This is a genomic window from Streptomyces sp. NPDC043853 (genome assembly GCF_056436025.1).
Map to the genome: position 1 here is coordinate 390,567 of NZ_JBWKDJ010000004.1, position 12,896 is coordinate 403,462.

The 12,896-nt window shown below is 71.6% G+C and carries 13 protein-coding genes; 5 read left to right on the forward strand and 8 right to left on the reverse strand.

Translation table 11 applies throughout. From position 1 onward, the window contains the following. Positions 1-48: 48 nt before the first annotated feature. Complete coding sequence (locus AC067U_RS13965) at positions 49-825, reverse strand: VOC family protein (protein WP_478829895.1); 777 nt, start codon at positions 823-825, stop codon at positions 49-51. Between the two features lie 221 nt (positions 826-1,046). Next, the gene (locus AC067U_RS13970; RefSeq protein ID WP_478829896.1) at positions 1,047-1,919 is read right to left on the reverse strand and encodes a hypothetical protein; all 873 of its coding nucleotides are present in this window, start codon (positions 1,917-1,919) and stop codon (positions 1,047-1,049) included. A gap of 301 nt (positions 1,920-2,220) precedes the next feature. Here AC067U_RS13970 and AC067U_RS13975 point away from each other — a divergent pair, with 301 nt between their 5' ends. Next, on the forward strand, positions 2,221-2,910 hold the full coding sequence (locus AC067U_RS13975) for a flavin reductase family protein (RefSeq protein WP_478829897.1): 690 nt from the start codon (positions 2,221-2,223) through the stop codon (positions 2,908-2,910). 188 nt (positions 2,911-3,098) lie between these two features. Here the strand turns inward: AC067U_RS13975 and AC067U_RS13980 are convergent, their stop codons facing one another. Genes AC067U_RS13980 through AC067U_RS13990 form a run of 3 tightly spaced genes read right to left on the reverse strand, consistent with a single transcriptional unit; the run spans position 3,099 to position 6,305 of the window. After that, the gene (locus tag AC067U_RS13980; protein ID WP_478829898.1) at positions 3,099-4,166 is read right to left on the reverse strand and encodes a Zn-dependent alcohol dehydrogenase; all 1,068 of its coding nucleotides are present in this window, start codon (positions 4,164-4,166) and stop codon (positions 3,099-3,101) included. After that, positions 4,163-5,383: an acyl-CoA dehydrogenase family protein gene (locus AC067U_RS13985; protein WP_478829899.1), complete on the reverse strand. Its 1,221-nt coding sequence runs from the start codon at positions 5,381-5,383 to the stop codon at positions 4,163-4,165. Before AC067U_RS13985 ends, AC067U_RS13980 begins: the two co-directional genes overlap by 4 nt. 10 nt (positions 5,384-5,393) lie before the next feature. After that, positions 5,394-6,305 carry an SDR family oxidoreductase gene (locus AC067U_RS13990; protein ID WP_478829900.1) on the reverse strand — a complete coding sequence of 304 codons (912 nt, stop codon included), beginning with the start codon at positions 6,303-6,305 and terminating at the stop codon, positions 5,394-5,396. 84 nt (positions 6,306-6,389) lie between these two features. On the opposite strand from AC067U_RS13990, the gene AC067U_RS13995 reads away from it, so the two are divergent. Then, on the forward strand, positions 6,390-7,316 hold the full coding sequence (locus tag AC067U_RS13995; protein WP_478829901.1) for a cyclase family protein: 927 nt from the start codon (positions 6,390-6,392) through the stop codon (positions 7,314-7,316). A 15-nt stretch (positions 7,317-7,331) separates the two neighbouring features. Here AC067U_RS13995 and AC067U_RS14000 read toward each other — a convergent pair whose 3' ends face one another. After that, positions 7,332-8,744 (reverse strand): hypothetical protein, encoded by a 1,413-nt coding sequence (locus tag AC067U_RS14000; RefSeq protein ID WP_478829902.1) that lies wholly within the window; start codon positions 8,742-8,744, stop codon positions 7,332-7,334. A gap of 122 nt (positions 8,745-8,866) precedes the next feature. Here AC067U_RS14000 and AC067U_RS14005 point away from each other — a divergent pair, with 122 nt between their 5' ends. From AC067U_RS14005 to AC067U_RS14015, 3 genes are all read left to right on the forward strand, one after another. After that, positions 8,867-9,073 (forward strand): hypothetical protein, encoded by a 207-nt coding sequence (locus AC067U_RS14005; RefSeq protein WP_478829903.1) that lies wholly within the window; start codon positions 8,867-8,869, stop codon positions 9,071-9,073. A 52-nt stretch (positions 9,074-9,125) separates the two neighbouring features. Beyond that, a complete protein-coding gene (locus AC067U_RS14010; protein ID WP_478829904.1) occupies positions 9,126-10,229 on the forward strand; it encodes an AraC family transcriptional regulator in 1,104 nt (367 codons plus the stop codon). Between the two features lie 192 nt (positions 10,230-10,421). Beyond that, on the forward strand, positions 10,422-10,847 hold the full coding sequence (locus AC067U_RS14015) for a hypothetical protein (protein WP_478829905.1): 426 nt from the start codon (positions 10,422-10,424) through the stop codon (positions 10,845-10,847). A gap of 78 nt (positions 10,848-10,925) precedes the next feature. Here the strand turns inward: AC067U_RS14015 and AC067U_RS14020 are convergent, their stop codons facing one another. Together AC067U_RS14020 and AC067U_RS14025 are read right to left on the reverse strand one after the other, a co-directional pair. Further along, on the reverse strand, positions 10,926-11,831 hold the full coding sequence (locus tag AC067U_RS14020; RefSeq protein ID WP_478829906.1) for a universal stress protein: 906 nt from the start codon (positions 11,829-11,831) through the stop codon (positions 10,926-10,928). A 232-nt stretch (positions 11,832-12,063) separates the two neighbouring features. Next, entirely contained in the window at positions 12,064-12,516 is a 453-nt protein-coding gene (locus AC067U_RS14025) for an ATP-binding protein (RefSeq protein WP_478829907.1), read from the reverse strand. Positions 12,517-12,896: the final 380 nt, after the last annotated feature.

Consider the following 12,896-nt stretch of genomic DNA (forward strand, 5'->3'; position numbering starts at 1 on the left):
GGGCGCGCCCGGCCCCGCCCGCACCGCCCCCGCGCCCCGCGGCCGCCGCTACTGCTGCGGGTTCGGCCTCAGTACGGCGAACACCGCCCCGCTCGGGTCCTCCAGCCACGCGATCCGCCCGACGTCGGGCACGTCCACGCCCGGCATCAGCACCGAGCCGCCGTTCTCCACCACCGCCGTCTCGGTGGCGTCCACGTCCGCCACCGCGAAGTAGGGCACCCAGCGGGTGGCATCGCGGTCCTGCAGCGGCGCCACTCCGCCGAAGGACCCGTCCTCCTGGTCCCCCTCCCCGACGCTGAGCACGCGGTACGTCATCCCGGGTACGTTCATCTCCTGCGAGCGCCAGCCGAACAGCGTCCGGTAGAAGGCGATGCCGGCGGCCGGGTCGCCGACGTGCAATTCCACCCAGCACAGGGTGTCGTCGGCGGATGCCGTTTCGAGCCCCTTGGTCTTTCCGGGCTGCCACGCGGCGAAATCGGCGCCCTGCGGATCGGTGAACTGGGCCATCCAGCCCTCCCCCATCACGTCCATCGGCTCGGCGCGCACCGTGCCGCCGCCCTGCTCGACGGCCTTGGCGGTGGCCTGGATGTCGGGGGACTGGAAGTACACCATCCAGGCGCTCTTTGACCCTTCGTCCATGAGCGGCCCGAGCGCGGCGACGGTCTTGTGGTGCTTCCTGAAGAATCCGTACCCGCCGGCGTCGGGCCCGGCCGAGACGAACTCCCAGCCGAAGACGAGACCGTAGAAGGCTGCCGCGCCGGTGGTGTCGGGGCTGCCCAGATCGATCCAGTTGGGCGATCCGGTGCGGAAGTCGGTGCCGAGCATGCTGTCTGTCCTCCAGGGTCGGTCCGGGGCTGTCGGGGCTGTCGGGGCTGTTCGGGGCGGGCCGGGGCCGTAGGGTCCCTCGGGGCCGTCGGGCCGTCGGGGCCGTCCCCCGCGTCGACCCCCGACACGATGCCCAGTCCGGCTGCGCTCCGCCGTACGGCTGACCTGTTCGGGGCGCCGCATTCACCCGGTGGGGCTAGGCCTTCTCTTCCGGACCGCTCTCAGGGGTGCCTGGTCAGGATGCGGACGTCGCCCGCGTCCGGGTCTCCGAGCAGGACGAAGAGCTCCGGCCGGGCCGCCGTGCCCGCGGTCTCCCACCCGTCCAGGAGGACGCAGCCGTCGATCCGGACCTCGACGCCCGCCCGCCGGAAGTCGGTGGCCGGCCGTGTCCTCCAGGTGCCGGTGCCGGCGCAGTCGGGTACCCGCTCGAACCCGTCGTCCTGGTCGAGGTGTTCGGCGGTCGCGCGGCCGTCGGCGTCCAGCCGGAGCGTCCCGCCGTTCCCCTTCCAGGTGCCCACGTAGGCGGCACGTTCCAGGCGCGGCGGCTCGTACGCGGTGAGCAGCCCGGCTTCGTAGGCGGTGATCCCGCCGGCCGCGATGACCGCGACGGCGACGGGTGTCAGGGCCGCGGTACGTCCGAGCATGCCCGCCCAGCGGATGCCCTTGGCGTGGGCGTGGCGGGCCGCGGCCACCGGGAGCAGGCCGCTGCCGGTGATCCAGAGCCAGGCCGTGCCGTACGGCGCTTCGACGACGACCGCGAGCAGTCCGGCGTACAGGGTTCCGCCGGCGACGAGGAAGCCGAGGGCCCAGAGGAGCTCGGGGAGCCGGGTGCGCCCGGCGAACTCCCGGGCCATGGCCATCACCGGCGTCGTGAGCAAGGCGCTGTGCAGGAGGCACAGCACGGGCAGGACCACCAGCGCGACGGGGAGGAGGAAGAAGAGCCCCAGCGGATGGTACAGCGCGGCCCCGTAGTCGTCCCGGGTGACGGAGAGCACGAGCTCGACCGCTCCCAGCAGGATCAGCTGGGCGAAGGCCACCACCTCGGCGCCGGGGGCGACCGCGAAGTAGCCGTCCCGCTGGGGCCCGCGGGGCACCGGCACCGCCTGTGGCGGTGAGATCGGGTGCGGCGGCAGGCCGCCGTACGGCCAGGGCCGGGGTACCCGCCCCGGTGGCGGCCCCGGTGTCTGCCGCGGCCCATGCCCCGCTCCCGGTCCGCGCCCCTCCGGGGCGTTCGACGGCTCGGACATCACGCATCCCCCCAGCCATGTTTGAACACGTTCAAGCAAGCAGGAGCGTACACCCGGCCGGGAGCCCCTTCGGGCGGGGTGGCCGGATGGCGTTGCGGGCGCACGGGGCTTCACATCTGACGCTCCGTCAGTTTCAATCGGGAGGGTGATGGGACACGCAGGGATGGCGGCCACCGTCGTCCGATACCTCAGGTCAGTCGGCTCCCCCACCGCCGCGGAGCCGGCGCCCGTCGACGCGCATCCGCGTCCCGATCTCCGCGCCGTCGGCGACGACGAGCGCGCCCCGATCAGCCCCGCCGAGTTCCGCGCCGTACTGGGCAACTTCGCCAGCGGGGTCACGATCATCACCGCACCCGCCGCCCCGGAGGACGGGGCCGGGGACCGGGCCGAGGACGGATCCGAGAACGGATCCGAGGACGACAGCGGCTCCGCGGGCGCGGCCGGGCCGGCCGGCTTCGCCTGCCAGTCCTTCGCCTCGCTGTCCCTGGACCCGCCCCTGGTGACGTTCATGGTGTCCCGTACGTCGACCACCTGGCCGCGCATCGCGCGCGCCGGGGTCTTCTGCGTGAACGTCCTCGGCGCCGACCAGGGCGAGCTGTGCCGCGCCTTCGCGGTCAGCGGCGCCGACAAGTTCGCGGGGGTCGAGCACACCCCCGCGCCGGTGACCGGCTCGCCCCGGCTGGCCGACGTACCGGCCTGGATCGACTGCCGGATCCACGCCGTGCACACGGGCGGCGACCACCTGATCGTCGTCGGCCGGGTCGAGGCGATGGGCGCAGCCGGCGAGGGCGAGCCGCTGCTCTTCCACAAGGGACGCTTCGGCCGCTTCGCCGGCTGAGCGGCCCGGCCCGTGCCCGCCCCGGCCGCGCGTGTGCGCCGGCCCGGCCGCGGGCGCGTGCCGGCCCGGCCGCGGGCCCGGGGCCGCAAGGCCGCAAGGCCGCAAGGCCGCAAGCCACAGCACTGCCTGGGCAGAGCCGAAGCCGGGGCCGGGGGCGGACGCCCCGGCCCCGAGTCGTGCCGCCGCCGTCAGAAGGTCAGGACGCCCCGTGCCACGCGCCCGTGGTGGGCGTCGTCCACCGCCTTCGCGAAGTCCTCCACCGGGTAGACCTCGGTGACCAGTTCGTCCAGCAGCAGCCGGCCCTCGCGGTACAGCTGCGCGTAGAGGGCGATGTCGCGCTGCGGGCGGGAGGATCCGTACCGGCAGCCCATGATGGTCTTGTCCAGGTAGAGCGAGGAGACCTGGAAGGCCGCCTCCTCCGTGAATCCCGGCACGCCCAGCAGCACCGCCTGCCCGTGCCGGTCGAGCAGGTCGATGGCCTGCCGGATCAGCTTCACGTTGCCCACGCACTCGAAGACGTGGTCGGCACCGGTCGGCAGGATCTCCTTGACCGCCGCGGCGGAGTCCGGCACCGCCGAGGCGTCCACGAAGTGGGTGGCGCCGAACTGCCGGGCCACGGGCTCCTTCGCCGGGTTCGCGTCCACCGCGACGATCACCGAGGCGCCCGCTATCCGGGCGCCCTGGAGCACGTTCAGCCCGATGCCGCCGCTGCCGATGACGACGACGCTCTCGCCGCGGTCGACCTTCGCCCGGTTCAGCACCGCGCCCACGCCCGTCAGCACCCCACAGCCGATCAGGGCCGCGCTGGTCAGCGGGATATCGGACGGGATCTTGACCGCCTGCACCGCCTTGACCAGGGTCCGCTCCGCGAAGGCCGAGTTGGAGGCGAACTGGAACAGCGGCTGCCCGCCCCGTGAGAACGGCCGGCCGGGCATTCCGATCGCCTTCCGGCACATCGTGGGCCGGCCCCTGTCGCAGTCGGCACAGGCCCCGCAGTTCGCCAGGGTGGACAGCGAGACGTGGTCACCGGGCGCCACGTGCGTCACTCCCGCTCCGACCGCCTCCACGACCCCGGCTCCCTCATGGCCCAGCACCACCGGCGGCGGGAAGGGGATCGTCCCGTCGATCACCGAGAGATCGCTGTGGCAGAGCCCGGCCGCCGCGATCGCCACCAGTACCTCGCCCGGCCCGGGGTCGCGCACCTCCAGGTCGTCGACCACCTGCGCCCGCTTGCCGTCGAACACGACGCCTCTCAACTGAACCTCCTGGGCTCCTTGGGGAGGCCGAGCACCCGCTCGGCGATGATGTTCCGCTGGATCTCGTCCGAACCGCCGTAGATCGTGTCGGCGCGGGTGAACAGGAACAGCCGCTGCGCCTCGTCCAGCCCCTCCTCGTACGGCTCGCCGGGGGCCCAGTCCCGCACCCCGGCCGCGGCCTCCGCGCCCCGGACCGCCACCGCCAGCTCCCCGAGCCGCTTGTGCCAGCCGCCCCACAGCAGCTTGGCCACGCTCGGGGCGCCCGGATCGCCGGTGCCGCCGAGGGTGCGCAGCGCGTTCCAGCGCATGGTGCGGAGCTCCGCCCACTGCCTGACGAGGCGGTCCCGCAGCACCGGGTCGGCGGGAACGGCGCCCGTGGCCCGCAGGTGGTCGGCGACCACCCGCTCCAGCTCGGCCGCGAAGCCGATCTGCTGGACCAGGGTGGACACGCCCCGCTCCAGGGCCAGCAGGCCCATGGCCACGGTCCAGCCGTTCCCCTCGCCACCGACGACCTCCTCGGCGAGGGCGCCGTCGAAGAACACCTCGTTGAACTCGCTGGTGCCGGACAGCTGCCGGATCGGCCGGACCTCGATCCGGCCCGGCTGGTCCATCCGCAGCAGGAGGAAGGACAGCCCCTGGTGCCGCCGGGACCCCGCCTCGGTGCGGGCCAGCACGAAGCACCAGTCGGCGTCCTGGGCCAGCGAGGTCCAGATCTTCTGCCCGGCGACCCGGTAGCCCGTCCGCCCGGACCCCTCGCGCACGGCGGTCGTACGGACCCCCGCCAGGTCCGAGCCGGCCTCCGGCTCGCTGTAGCCCTGGCACCACAGCTCCTCGCCGCGTGCGATGCCCGGCAGGAAGCGGTCCCGCTGCTCCCGGCTGCCGTACGCGATCAGGGTCGGGGCGAGGAGGTTCTCGCCGATGTGGCCGACCCGGCCGGGGGCGCGGACCCGCGCGTACTCCTCGGCCCACACCACCTGCTGGGTGAGCGAGGCCCGCTGCTGCCCGTACGCGCCGGCCTCCGCCTCCCAGCCCAGGCCGATCCAGCCGCCCCGCCCCAGTTCCCGCTCCCAGGCGCGCCGGGCAGCGACCCCCTGGTGCTCGCTGCCCGGCCCGCCCAGCCCGACGGCCTCGGCGTACGGCCCGACCAGGTGTCCGGCGAGCCAGTCCCGCGCGCTCGCCCGGAACTCCCGGTCCGCCGCGCCGAATCCGAAGTCCACCGCCGCGCCCCTACGCGTTGGGGCGGTCCTTGGCGGCCGCCGCCTTGGCCATGGCCTCCAGCTGCGCCAGCATCGGCATCGGATCGACGCCGACGGTGCCGGGCAGGAAGTCGGCGATCCGCTCGGGGGTCCAGGCGCCGTCCGCGTATCCGGCGCGGAGTTCGCGCGGCTGCGCCCATACGGCGATCTTGGGCCCGGCGATGGTGTACACCTGGCCGGTGATCCCCTCCTCCCGGGCCCGGTCGCTGAGCAGGTAGGTGACCAGGGCGGCGACGTCCTCCGGCTCCCCGATCTCCTTGAGCTCCATGGGCACGTTGGCCGACATCCGGGTACGGGCGACGGGTGCGACGGCATTGGCGGTCACCCCGTACCGGTGCAGGCCGAGGGCGGCGCTGCGGACCAGCGAGATGATCCCGCCCTTGGCGGCGGAGTAGTTGGCCTGGGCGACGCTGCCCTGGTGGTTGCCGCTGGTGAACCCGATGAGGGTGCCGGTGCCCTGCTTCCGCATGACCGCGGAGGCGGCCCGGAACACGGTGAACGTGCCCTTGAGGTGGGTGGCGACGACCGGGTCCCACTCCCCCTCGCTCATGTTGAACAGCATGCGCTCGCGGAGGATCCCGGCCACGCACACGACTCCGTCGATACGGCCGTACTGCGCGAGCGCGGTGTCGACGATCCGCTGCCCGCCCTCCATGGTGGACACGTCGTCGGCGACGGCCACCGCCTCGCCGCCCGCCGCGGTGATCTCCTTCACCACGGACTCGGCTACTTCGCTGCTGGGCTCCCCGCCCTCGATGGAGACCCCGTAGTCGTTGACCACGACCCGTGCGCCCTCGGCGGCGGCGGCGAGGGCGACGGCCCGGCCGATGCCCCGCCCCGCGCCGGTGACGGCGACGACCTTGCCTGCCAAGAAGTTCCCCACGTCCGGCCCCTTCCCGCGGTTTCTGACGGACCGTTAGATTCTATGGGCAGTCGGATACGCGCGCACAAGCCCCGAGGAGGAGCCATGTCCCTGCCGGCCGAGTTCCACGAGATCGCCAAGCGCGTGAACAACTGGGGCCGTTGGGGAGCCGAGGACGAGATCGGCACCCTGAACCTGATCACGCCCGAAGTGGTGCGGGAGGCCGCGCGGGAGGTCCGGAGCGGGCTCCGCGTGCCGCTCGCCCTCCCGCTCAGGGAGGACGGCGTCCAGGCCGGCCTGATCCCCGGCCGGATCAATCCGCTGCACACGATGGTGCAGATCAACCAGGAGATCTTCGGGCCGGGCACGGTGGCGTGCAACGACGACGCGGTGACCATGGGCCTCCAGTCCGCCACCCACTGGGACGCCCTGACGCACGTCTCCCACTCGGGCCGCATCTACAACGGACGCCCGGCCTCCTCGATCACCGCGCACAACCGGGCCGAGTTCAGCGGCATCGACAAGGCCACCCCCATCGCCTCGCGCGGGGTCCTGCTGGACGTCGCCCGCGCCAAGGGCCTGGAGCGGCTGCCCGGGGACCACGCCGTCACCCCGGCGGACCTGGCCGAGGCCGAGGAGTTCGGCCGGGTGAAGGTACGGGCGGGCGACATCGTGCTGGTCCGCACGGGCCAGATCCGGAGCTACCTGGCGGGCGACAAGCACGGCTACGGCTTCCCGTCCCCGGGGCTCTCGGTGCGCACACCGGAGTGGTTCCACGCCCGGGACGTGGCGGCGGTCGCGAACGACACCCTGACCTTCGAGATCTTCCCCCCGGAGATCGAGGACCTGTGGCTGCCGGTGCACGCGCTCGACCTGGTCGAGATGGGCATGCACCAGGGCCAGAACTGGAACCTCGAAACCTTGTCCACAGCCTGTGCAGAAGAGGGCCGCCACAGCTTCTTCCTGTCCGCCATGCCGGAGCCCTTCGTGGGCGGAACGGGGACCCCGGTGGCGCCGGTGGCGATTCTCTGAGGCGGGGACGACCGGTCAGGGCCGGCGCGGACGCGGAGAAGCCTGCGCCTCCCTGATCAGCCCCGTCGTGGGGGCCTGCGCCATCGAGCCCTGGACGAACTGGAGGCCGTACAGCTCTTCAGCGCGCTTCCTCGCGCCGGGGTCCTTGAGGCGATAGGTCTTCTTCTCGCCCGGTGGCGACACGTCGACGTCCAGGAAGGGATCCGGTGACTGGCTTTCCCCAAGCACCCACCACAACGTCACCCGCTCCCGACCTCTCGTCAAATTCAGGAGTTCACTGCTGTTGGCGATTTGGGACTGGTATCTGAGGTACTCGGACGCGGGTCCCGGAGGATCCACATCTTTCCCCTCCCTCTTGAGTCGACTGCGCCACTTCCCTGATTCCTCGTAAGCGCCGAGTATCTTCACCCTGTCCTTCCTGATCACACAGGCGTCCATCTGGGCCGTGACTGCCTCATACCGAGGTTTGCCGGACGTCGGGACCTTGACGACCACATCCTCCGAGAATTCCTCTTTCGGACTCAAAGGCCGCCCCGGCGGCCTGATGAACTCGCCGGGTTGGAGCAGATCGGAATTGCGTTCCGCCACACCCGCGATCCTCTGGACGCCATTGATCCAGTAGATGCTGCCGAGAACATAGACCGGAACCTCGCCGGCATTCTTGATACTCAGACGCACCGGCAGGTACATCACCCGCCCCTTCTCGCCCAGACTCGGCGTCCCGAATTCGGCCGTACCCAGCACCAGCGGAGTAATCACGGAGGGGACATAGATCTGGGTGTACGCCAGATTGGAGATGACGAGGAGGGTGGAGACTATCGCCCCGATCGCAACGCGTGCGGGATATCGAAGTCCCCTCCACGCTCGGTCGCGGACGAGTGTCCCCACAGCCCACAGCGACCAGATCGCAAGGAGTATCCAGCGCAGCAATTCGGTCGTGTACGGCTGACTGACGAGGTGCATGTAGATCAGCAACAAGCTGACCAGAAGCGCGATCAGGGTGCCGAGCAAGACGGTCGGCCCCGAGTACTTGCGCTTCCGTTTGCGCCAATAGTCGAGAGTGGCCGCCGCCGCGCACAGCTCCGCCCCCACCATGAAAATAAAGATCATCCCAGTTACGCGCCCGGCGAAGGTGAGGGCGTCAACCGTGTCCCTTTTCCCAATCAAGAGGCACACCCACGCGGTCGCGAGGAGGCCAACCGCCATGCAGGCGCCGATGGTTCGCCGCCTCCACCGACGGTCCGGCCAGACGGTGCTGTCTCCGCCAAGCCACTGGATGCCGGTCTCGAATTCCAGGCCCACCCGCCCCAGGACCTTGTGCAGTTCGCGGGGGCTCCACACTTTTTCGACCGACTTGCCGTGGATCACGACTTGCCGCAAGCCGAGGCTGTCCGGAGGCTTGACGACTACCGCGGGCGTCCTCTTCATGACTCCAGCCTGCCGCCGTACTTGGGGTAACGCACCTGCAGCGCACATCCCGGGTGCGCATCCCAACGTGTGGGGTCAAGCTGGTCCTGACCGTTTCGCTCGTCCCCGCGCGGAGGTTTCCGATGCGCACACGACTTCTCTGGTTCACCACGGCCGCGATACTGGCCCTTCCCTCCGCTCTCGGCACCACGGCGGCCGCCGCGCCGAGTCCCACGCCCAGCGTCGATGCGCAGACCTGCGAGGAGGGTGGAGGAGTAGTGGTGTACGACCCTCCGAAGGAACAGTTCATCTGCGTCGACGGCACGTACGACAAGAAACCCATCAAGTAGAGCGAAAACGCTAGCCTGGAAAGCGGCCGGCCAAGGGGAGGGTACGGAGCCGATGTGGGTGAACATCTCGGGGGACGCCGTTGCGCGCGGGGACCGGTTCGACTGGTTCAGTGATGTGGTGGCGAGCGAGCTGATGCCCACCGCGCTCAGTACCGACACCCCGGACTCCTTCGACGCCGCGGTGTCCGCGTTGGACCTCGGTCCGGTCCAGGTGGCGAAGTTCAGCTACTCCCCGCTGCGTTCGCGCCGCACCCCGGCGCTGATCCGCCGCAGTGACCCCGAGCAGTACCAGCTCGCCCTGGTGACCTCGGGCAGCGAGTGGATCACACAGCGGCGGAACGATTCTGCGCTGTCCCCCGGCGACCTGGTGTTCTGGGACTCCTCCTACCCCTGGGAGGCGGGCGTCCCCGACGCGTCCGGCCACGTCGAGGCGATCGTCCTGCAATTCCCCCGTACGGCCATCCCGTTGCGCCCCGAACGGCTGGACGCCCTGCTCGCCCGGCGCATTCCCGCGCGCACCGGTATGGCGGCGATCCTGGCCCAGTTCATGGTCTCCCTCCAGGAGCAGGGGGCCGACTGCCGGCCGCAGGACCTGGCCCGGCTGGCCGACATCGCCGTCGACCTGACCGCGGCCTGCCTGGCCCAGCAGGCGGACGCGCCGGAGGACCTGTCGCCGGAGGCCCGCAACCGCGCCCTGCGGAAGCGGATCGAGCGCTTCGTCGAGTACAACCTCGGCGACCCGGAGCTGACCCCGCGTGCCATCGCCGAGCACCATTCCCTTTCGCTGCGCACGCTGTACGCCCTGTTCGAGGGCCAGGACGCGACCCCCGGGGCGGCCGGCACCACCGCGGGCACCACCGGCACCACCGGCACCACCGGAATCGCGGCCGACATCCGCCGGCGCCGCCTTGAGCGGTGCCGGCAGGACCTGTCCTCCCCCGAACTGCGCCACCACACCGTCCAGTCCATCGCCGCCCGCTGGGGCTTCACCAGCGCCACCGTGTTCGCCCGCGCCTTCCGCGAGGCCTACGGCACCACCCCGACCCAGCACCGGCGGCAGACCGCGGAAACGGCCCTGCGCGCCCCAAACATGCCTGCACGGAAAGTCGAAACACCGCGCACGCCCCGCACACTCCCGCGTCCGACGGCCCCATAGGCTCCCTGCTGGGGGACGGCAGAGCGGGCTGTCACCCAAGGACGTCGAACGTCCTCGGCCGCCTGCGGTCCGGAGGGAACTGGGGACCTTCCGGCCCGCAGGCACCTCGCGCTGCCGCAGTCTTTCCCGAGCCGGTACTCTGCGGTGCCCCCGAGCCCCGGGGGCCGCGTTTCCACCGCTCAGGAGTCCCCCATGGCCATGAAGAAGGCCACCATCACGCAGCAGGTCACCGCTGCGCTCGCCGAGGCCAACCCGGCCGACCGGCCCCTCGTCACCATCCAGGCCGTCGCCGGCCCCAGCGTCTGGCTGATGAGCATGCTCGGCCTGATCGGCCAGGCGTTCCTCACCTACTACTTCATCACCGTCACCGAGCAGGCCGTGGTGATCCACCGGGCCAGCCGGATGAGCAACCGCCCGCAGGAGATAGCCTTCGCCATCCCGCGGGCCCAGGCCGTCGGCCTGATCTCGGGCGTCAGCATCAACACCATCTGGAGCGACTTCCGGATGCAGCTCCCGAACCAGCAGGGGCCGACCCGGATGAACGTCCACCGGATCTGGCGCGAGGAGCGCGACCAGCTGCTCGCGCTCCTCGGCGGGCAGCCGGCCCCGACGGTCTGAAACGCCCTCCCGTCCGCCCCGCCGGTGCTCCCCACACCGCCGGGGCGGGCGCTCCGAAGCCCTCGCCGCCGGGATCCGTCACTGCGAGCCCGGGATCACCGCCACCGGGCAGTGGGCGTGGTGCAGGACCGCGTTCGTGACCGAACCCATCATCAGCGAGTCCGCCTGCAGCCGGCGGCGGTGCCGTCCGACCACCAGCAGGGCGGTGCTCTCCGAGCGGGCGACCAGCTGTCCGGCCGCGTCGCCCGCGCCGATCTCGCTCCGCACCCGCACCGCGGAGAAGCTCCCGACGTACGGCGCCAGGCGCTCGTGCTGGGCTCGTTCGATCTCACGGGTGAGCGGGGCGCTGTCCTCCTCCGGCAGGCCCGCCATCGGCGCGCCGAACAGGGGCAGCGGCGCCACCGGGCTGGGGAAGGCGGTCAGCGCCACCAGCGGGCGGCCCTGCTCCTCGGCGCAGGAGAAGGCGAACGCGACGACCTCGTCGGCGGTTTCGGTGGGGTTGAGCCCGAGCAGGACCGGCGCGTCCGGCGCCGCGGCTTCGGCGGTGTGCCGGACGACCACCACCGGCACGGTCGCCTTGGTCGCCACCACGCGGCTGGTGGAGCCGAGCAGCAGGCTCGTGAAGCCGCCCCGGCCGCGTGACCCCAGCACCAGCAGCGAGCCCCGCGCCCCGCGTTCCTGGAGGACCCCCTCCAGCTCGCCCCACTTCGACTCGTACCGGATCTCCGGCAGCGCCTCCTGTCCGTAGAGGTGGCTGCGCGCGTATTCGGTGACCGGGTCGGGCGGCTCCTGCTCCGGCGCGCCGAGCACCGCGTCCCGCCGGGCGCGCCACAGCTGCGTCTCGTCGGAGAGCACGTGGACGACGACGAGCTGCCGGCCTCCGGCCCGGGCGGCGTCGACCGCCCAGTCCAGGGCCTTCAGGCTGTGCTGGGAGCCGTCGACGGCGACGACGATCTCCGCACGGGACATCCCTTGAGCGATCATGTGTCCAGGATTGCACCAGTACGGTCGCCCTGCACGGGTCCCCGGTCCCGGACACCCCGGGAGGGTCCCGGAGGTACTGCGGGTGGCGGCGTACGGTCGTGCACGCCCCGAGCGCCGCACGGCAAGCCGCCACCCCGCGACCCGCACTCGTCAAGGTGATCCCTTGGCGTCCCCTCGCGACGAACCGCTCCACTCCAGGGTGATCAACACATGACGAACCGTCAACACCTCGTTAGAGGTACACGCGCGGTTCCCGCGACACGGCAAAATCTTCCCCTGCAGCGTCCGCGCTCCCCTTGTCCGAACGGTCGATCTCGCACCAGATGCGTTTGCCGGCACCCTCGCGCTGCCAGCCCCAGCGGTCCGCCAGGCCGTCCACCAGCTCCAGCCCGCGCCCTCCGGTATCGTCCCCCGCCGCGCGCCGCGGCGCCGGCGGCCGGTCGCTGGCGTCGGCCACCTCCACCCGGACGCCCGGGCCCCCGAACAGCATGCGCAGCACCGCGGGGCAGCCCGTGTGCACCACGGCGTTGGTGACCAGCTCGGAGATCAGCAGGATCAGCGTTTCGGCGAGCGGCTCGTCGTCCCCTATGCCGGACCCGGCCAGCCGGGAGCGCGCCCATCTGCGCGCCCGGCCGACCTCCGCGGGATCCGGGCCTACCTCCAGCTGAACCTGAAGCACCTGCACCGCTCACACCATCCGAACCGGCGGACACTTCGCCTCGCGAAAGGACGATGGGATCACCGACCGTGACCCCCTTGCAGAGCAGCATGGTTGACATACAGTCACCACAACAAGCGCTTCGGGCATATTCCAGCGCGAAGGAGTAGGCGTGGTGCATACTGTGCGACGCTCACGCCGCCGGGCCGCTCGCATTGACGGGAGCGTACCGGAGCGGCCACCGACTGCGGTCCGTAATGAGCCCGGCGAAGGACACAAACCGATATCAACTCTCCGTAATCAGACACGCGTCCCCGCCCGTCCCACCCGTGACTCGCGTTACGCGTCTTCTGCCGTCCTCTGCCGTCCCCTGCCATCCTTTGCCGTACCCTGCCGGCCTTTGCCGT

Bases quoted from the DNA above. Each gene is read 5' to 3' on its own strand.
- AC067U_RS13965 (WP_478829895.1), bottom strand. From the start codon at position 825: ATGCTCGGCACCGACTTCCGCACCGGATCGCCCAACTGGATCGATCTG.
- AC067U_RS13975 (WP_478829897.1), top strand. From the start codon at position 2,221: ATGGGACACGCAGGGATGGCGGCCACCGTCGTCCGATACCTCAGGTCA.
- AC067U_RS13995 (WP_478829901.1), top strand. From the start codon at position 6,390: ATGTCCCTGCCGGCCGAGTTCCACGAGATCGCCAAGCGCGTGAACAAC.
- AC067U_RS14000 (WP_478829902.1), bottom strand. From the start codon at position 8,744: ATGAAGAGGACGCCCGCGGTAGTCGTCAAGCCTCCGGACAGCCTCGGC.
- AC067U_RS14005 (WP_478829903.1), top strand. From the start codon at position 8,867: ATGCGCACACGACTTCTCTGGTTCACCACGGCCGCGATACTGGCCCTT.
- AC067U_RS14010 (WP_478829904.1), top strand. From the start codon at position 9,126: ATGTGGGTGAACATCTCGGGGGACGCCGTTGCGCGCGGGGACCGGTTC.
- AC067U_RS14015 (WP_478829905.1), top strand. From the start codon at position 10,422: ATGGCCATGAAGAAGGCCACCATCACGCAGCAGGTCACCGCTGCGCTC.
- AC067U_RS14020 (WP_478829906.1), bottom strand. From the start codon at position 11,831: ATGATCGCTCAAGGGATGTCCCGTGCGGAGATCGTCGTCGCCGTCGAC.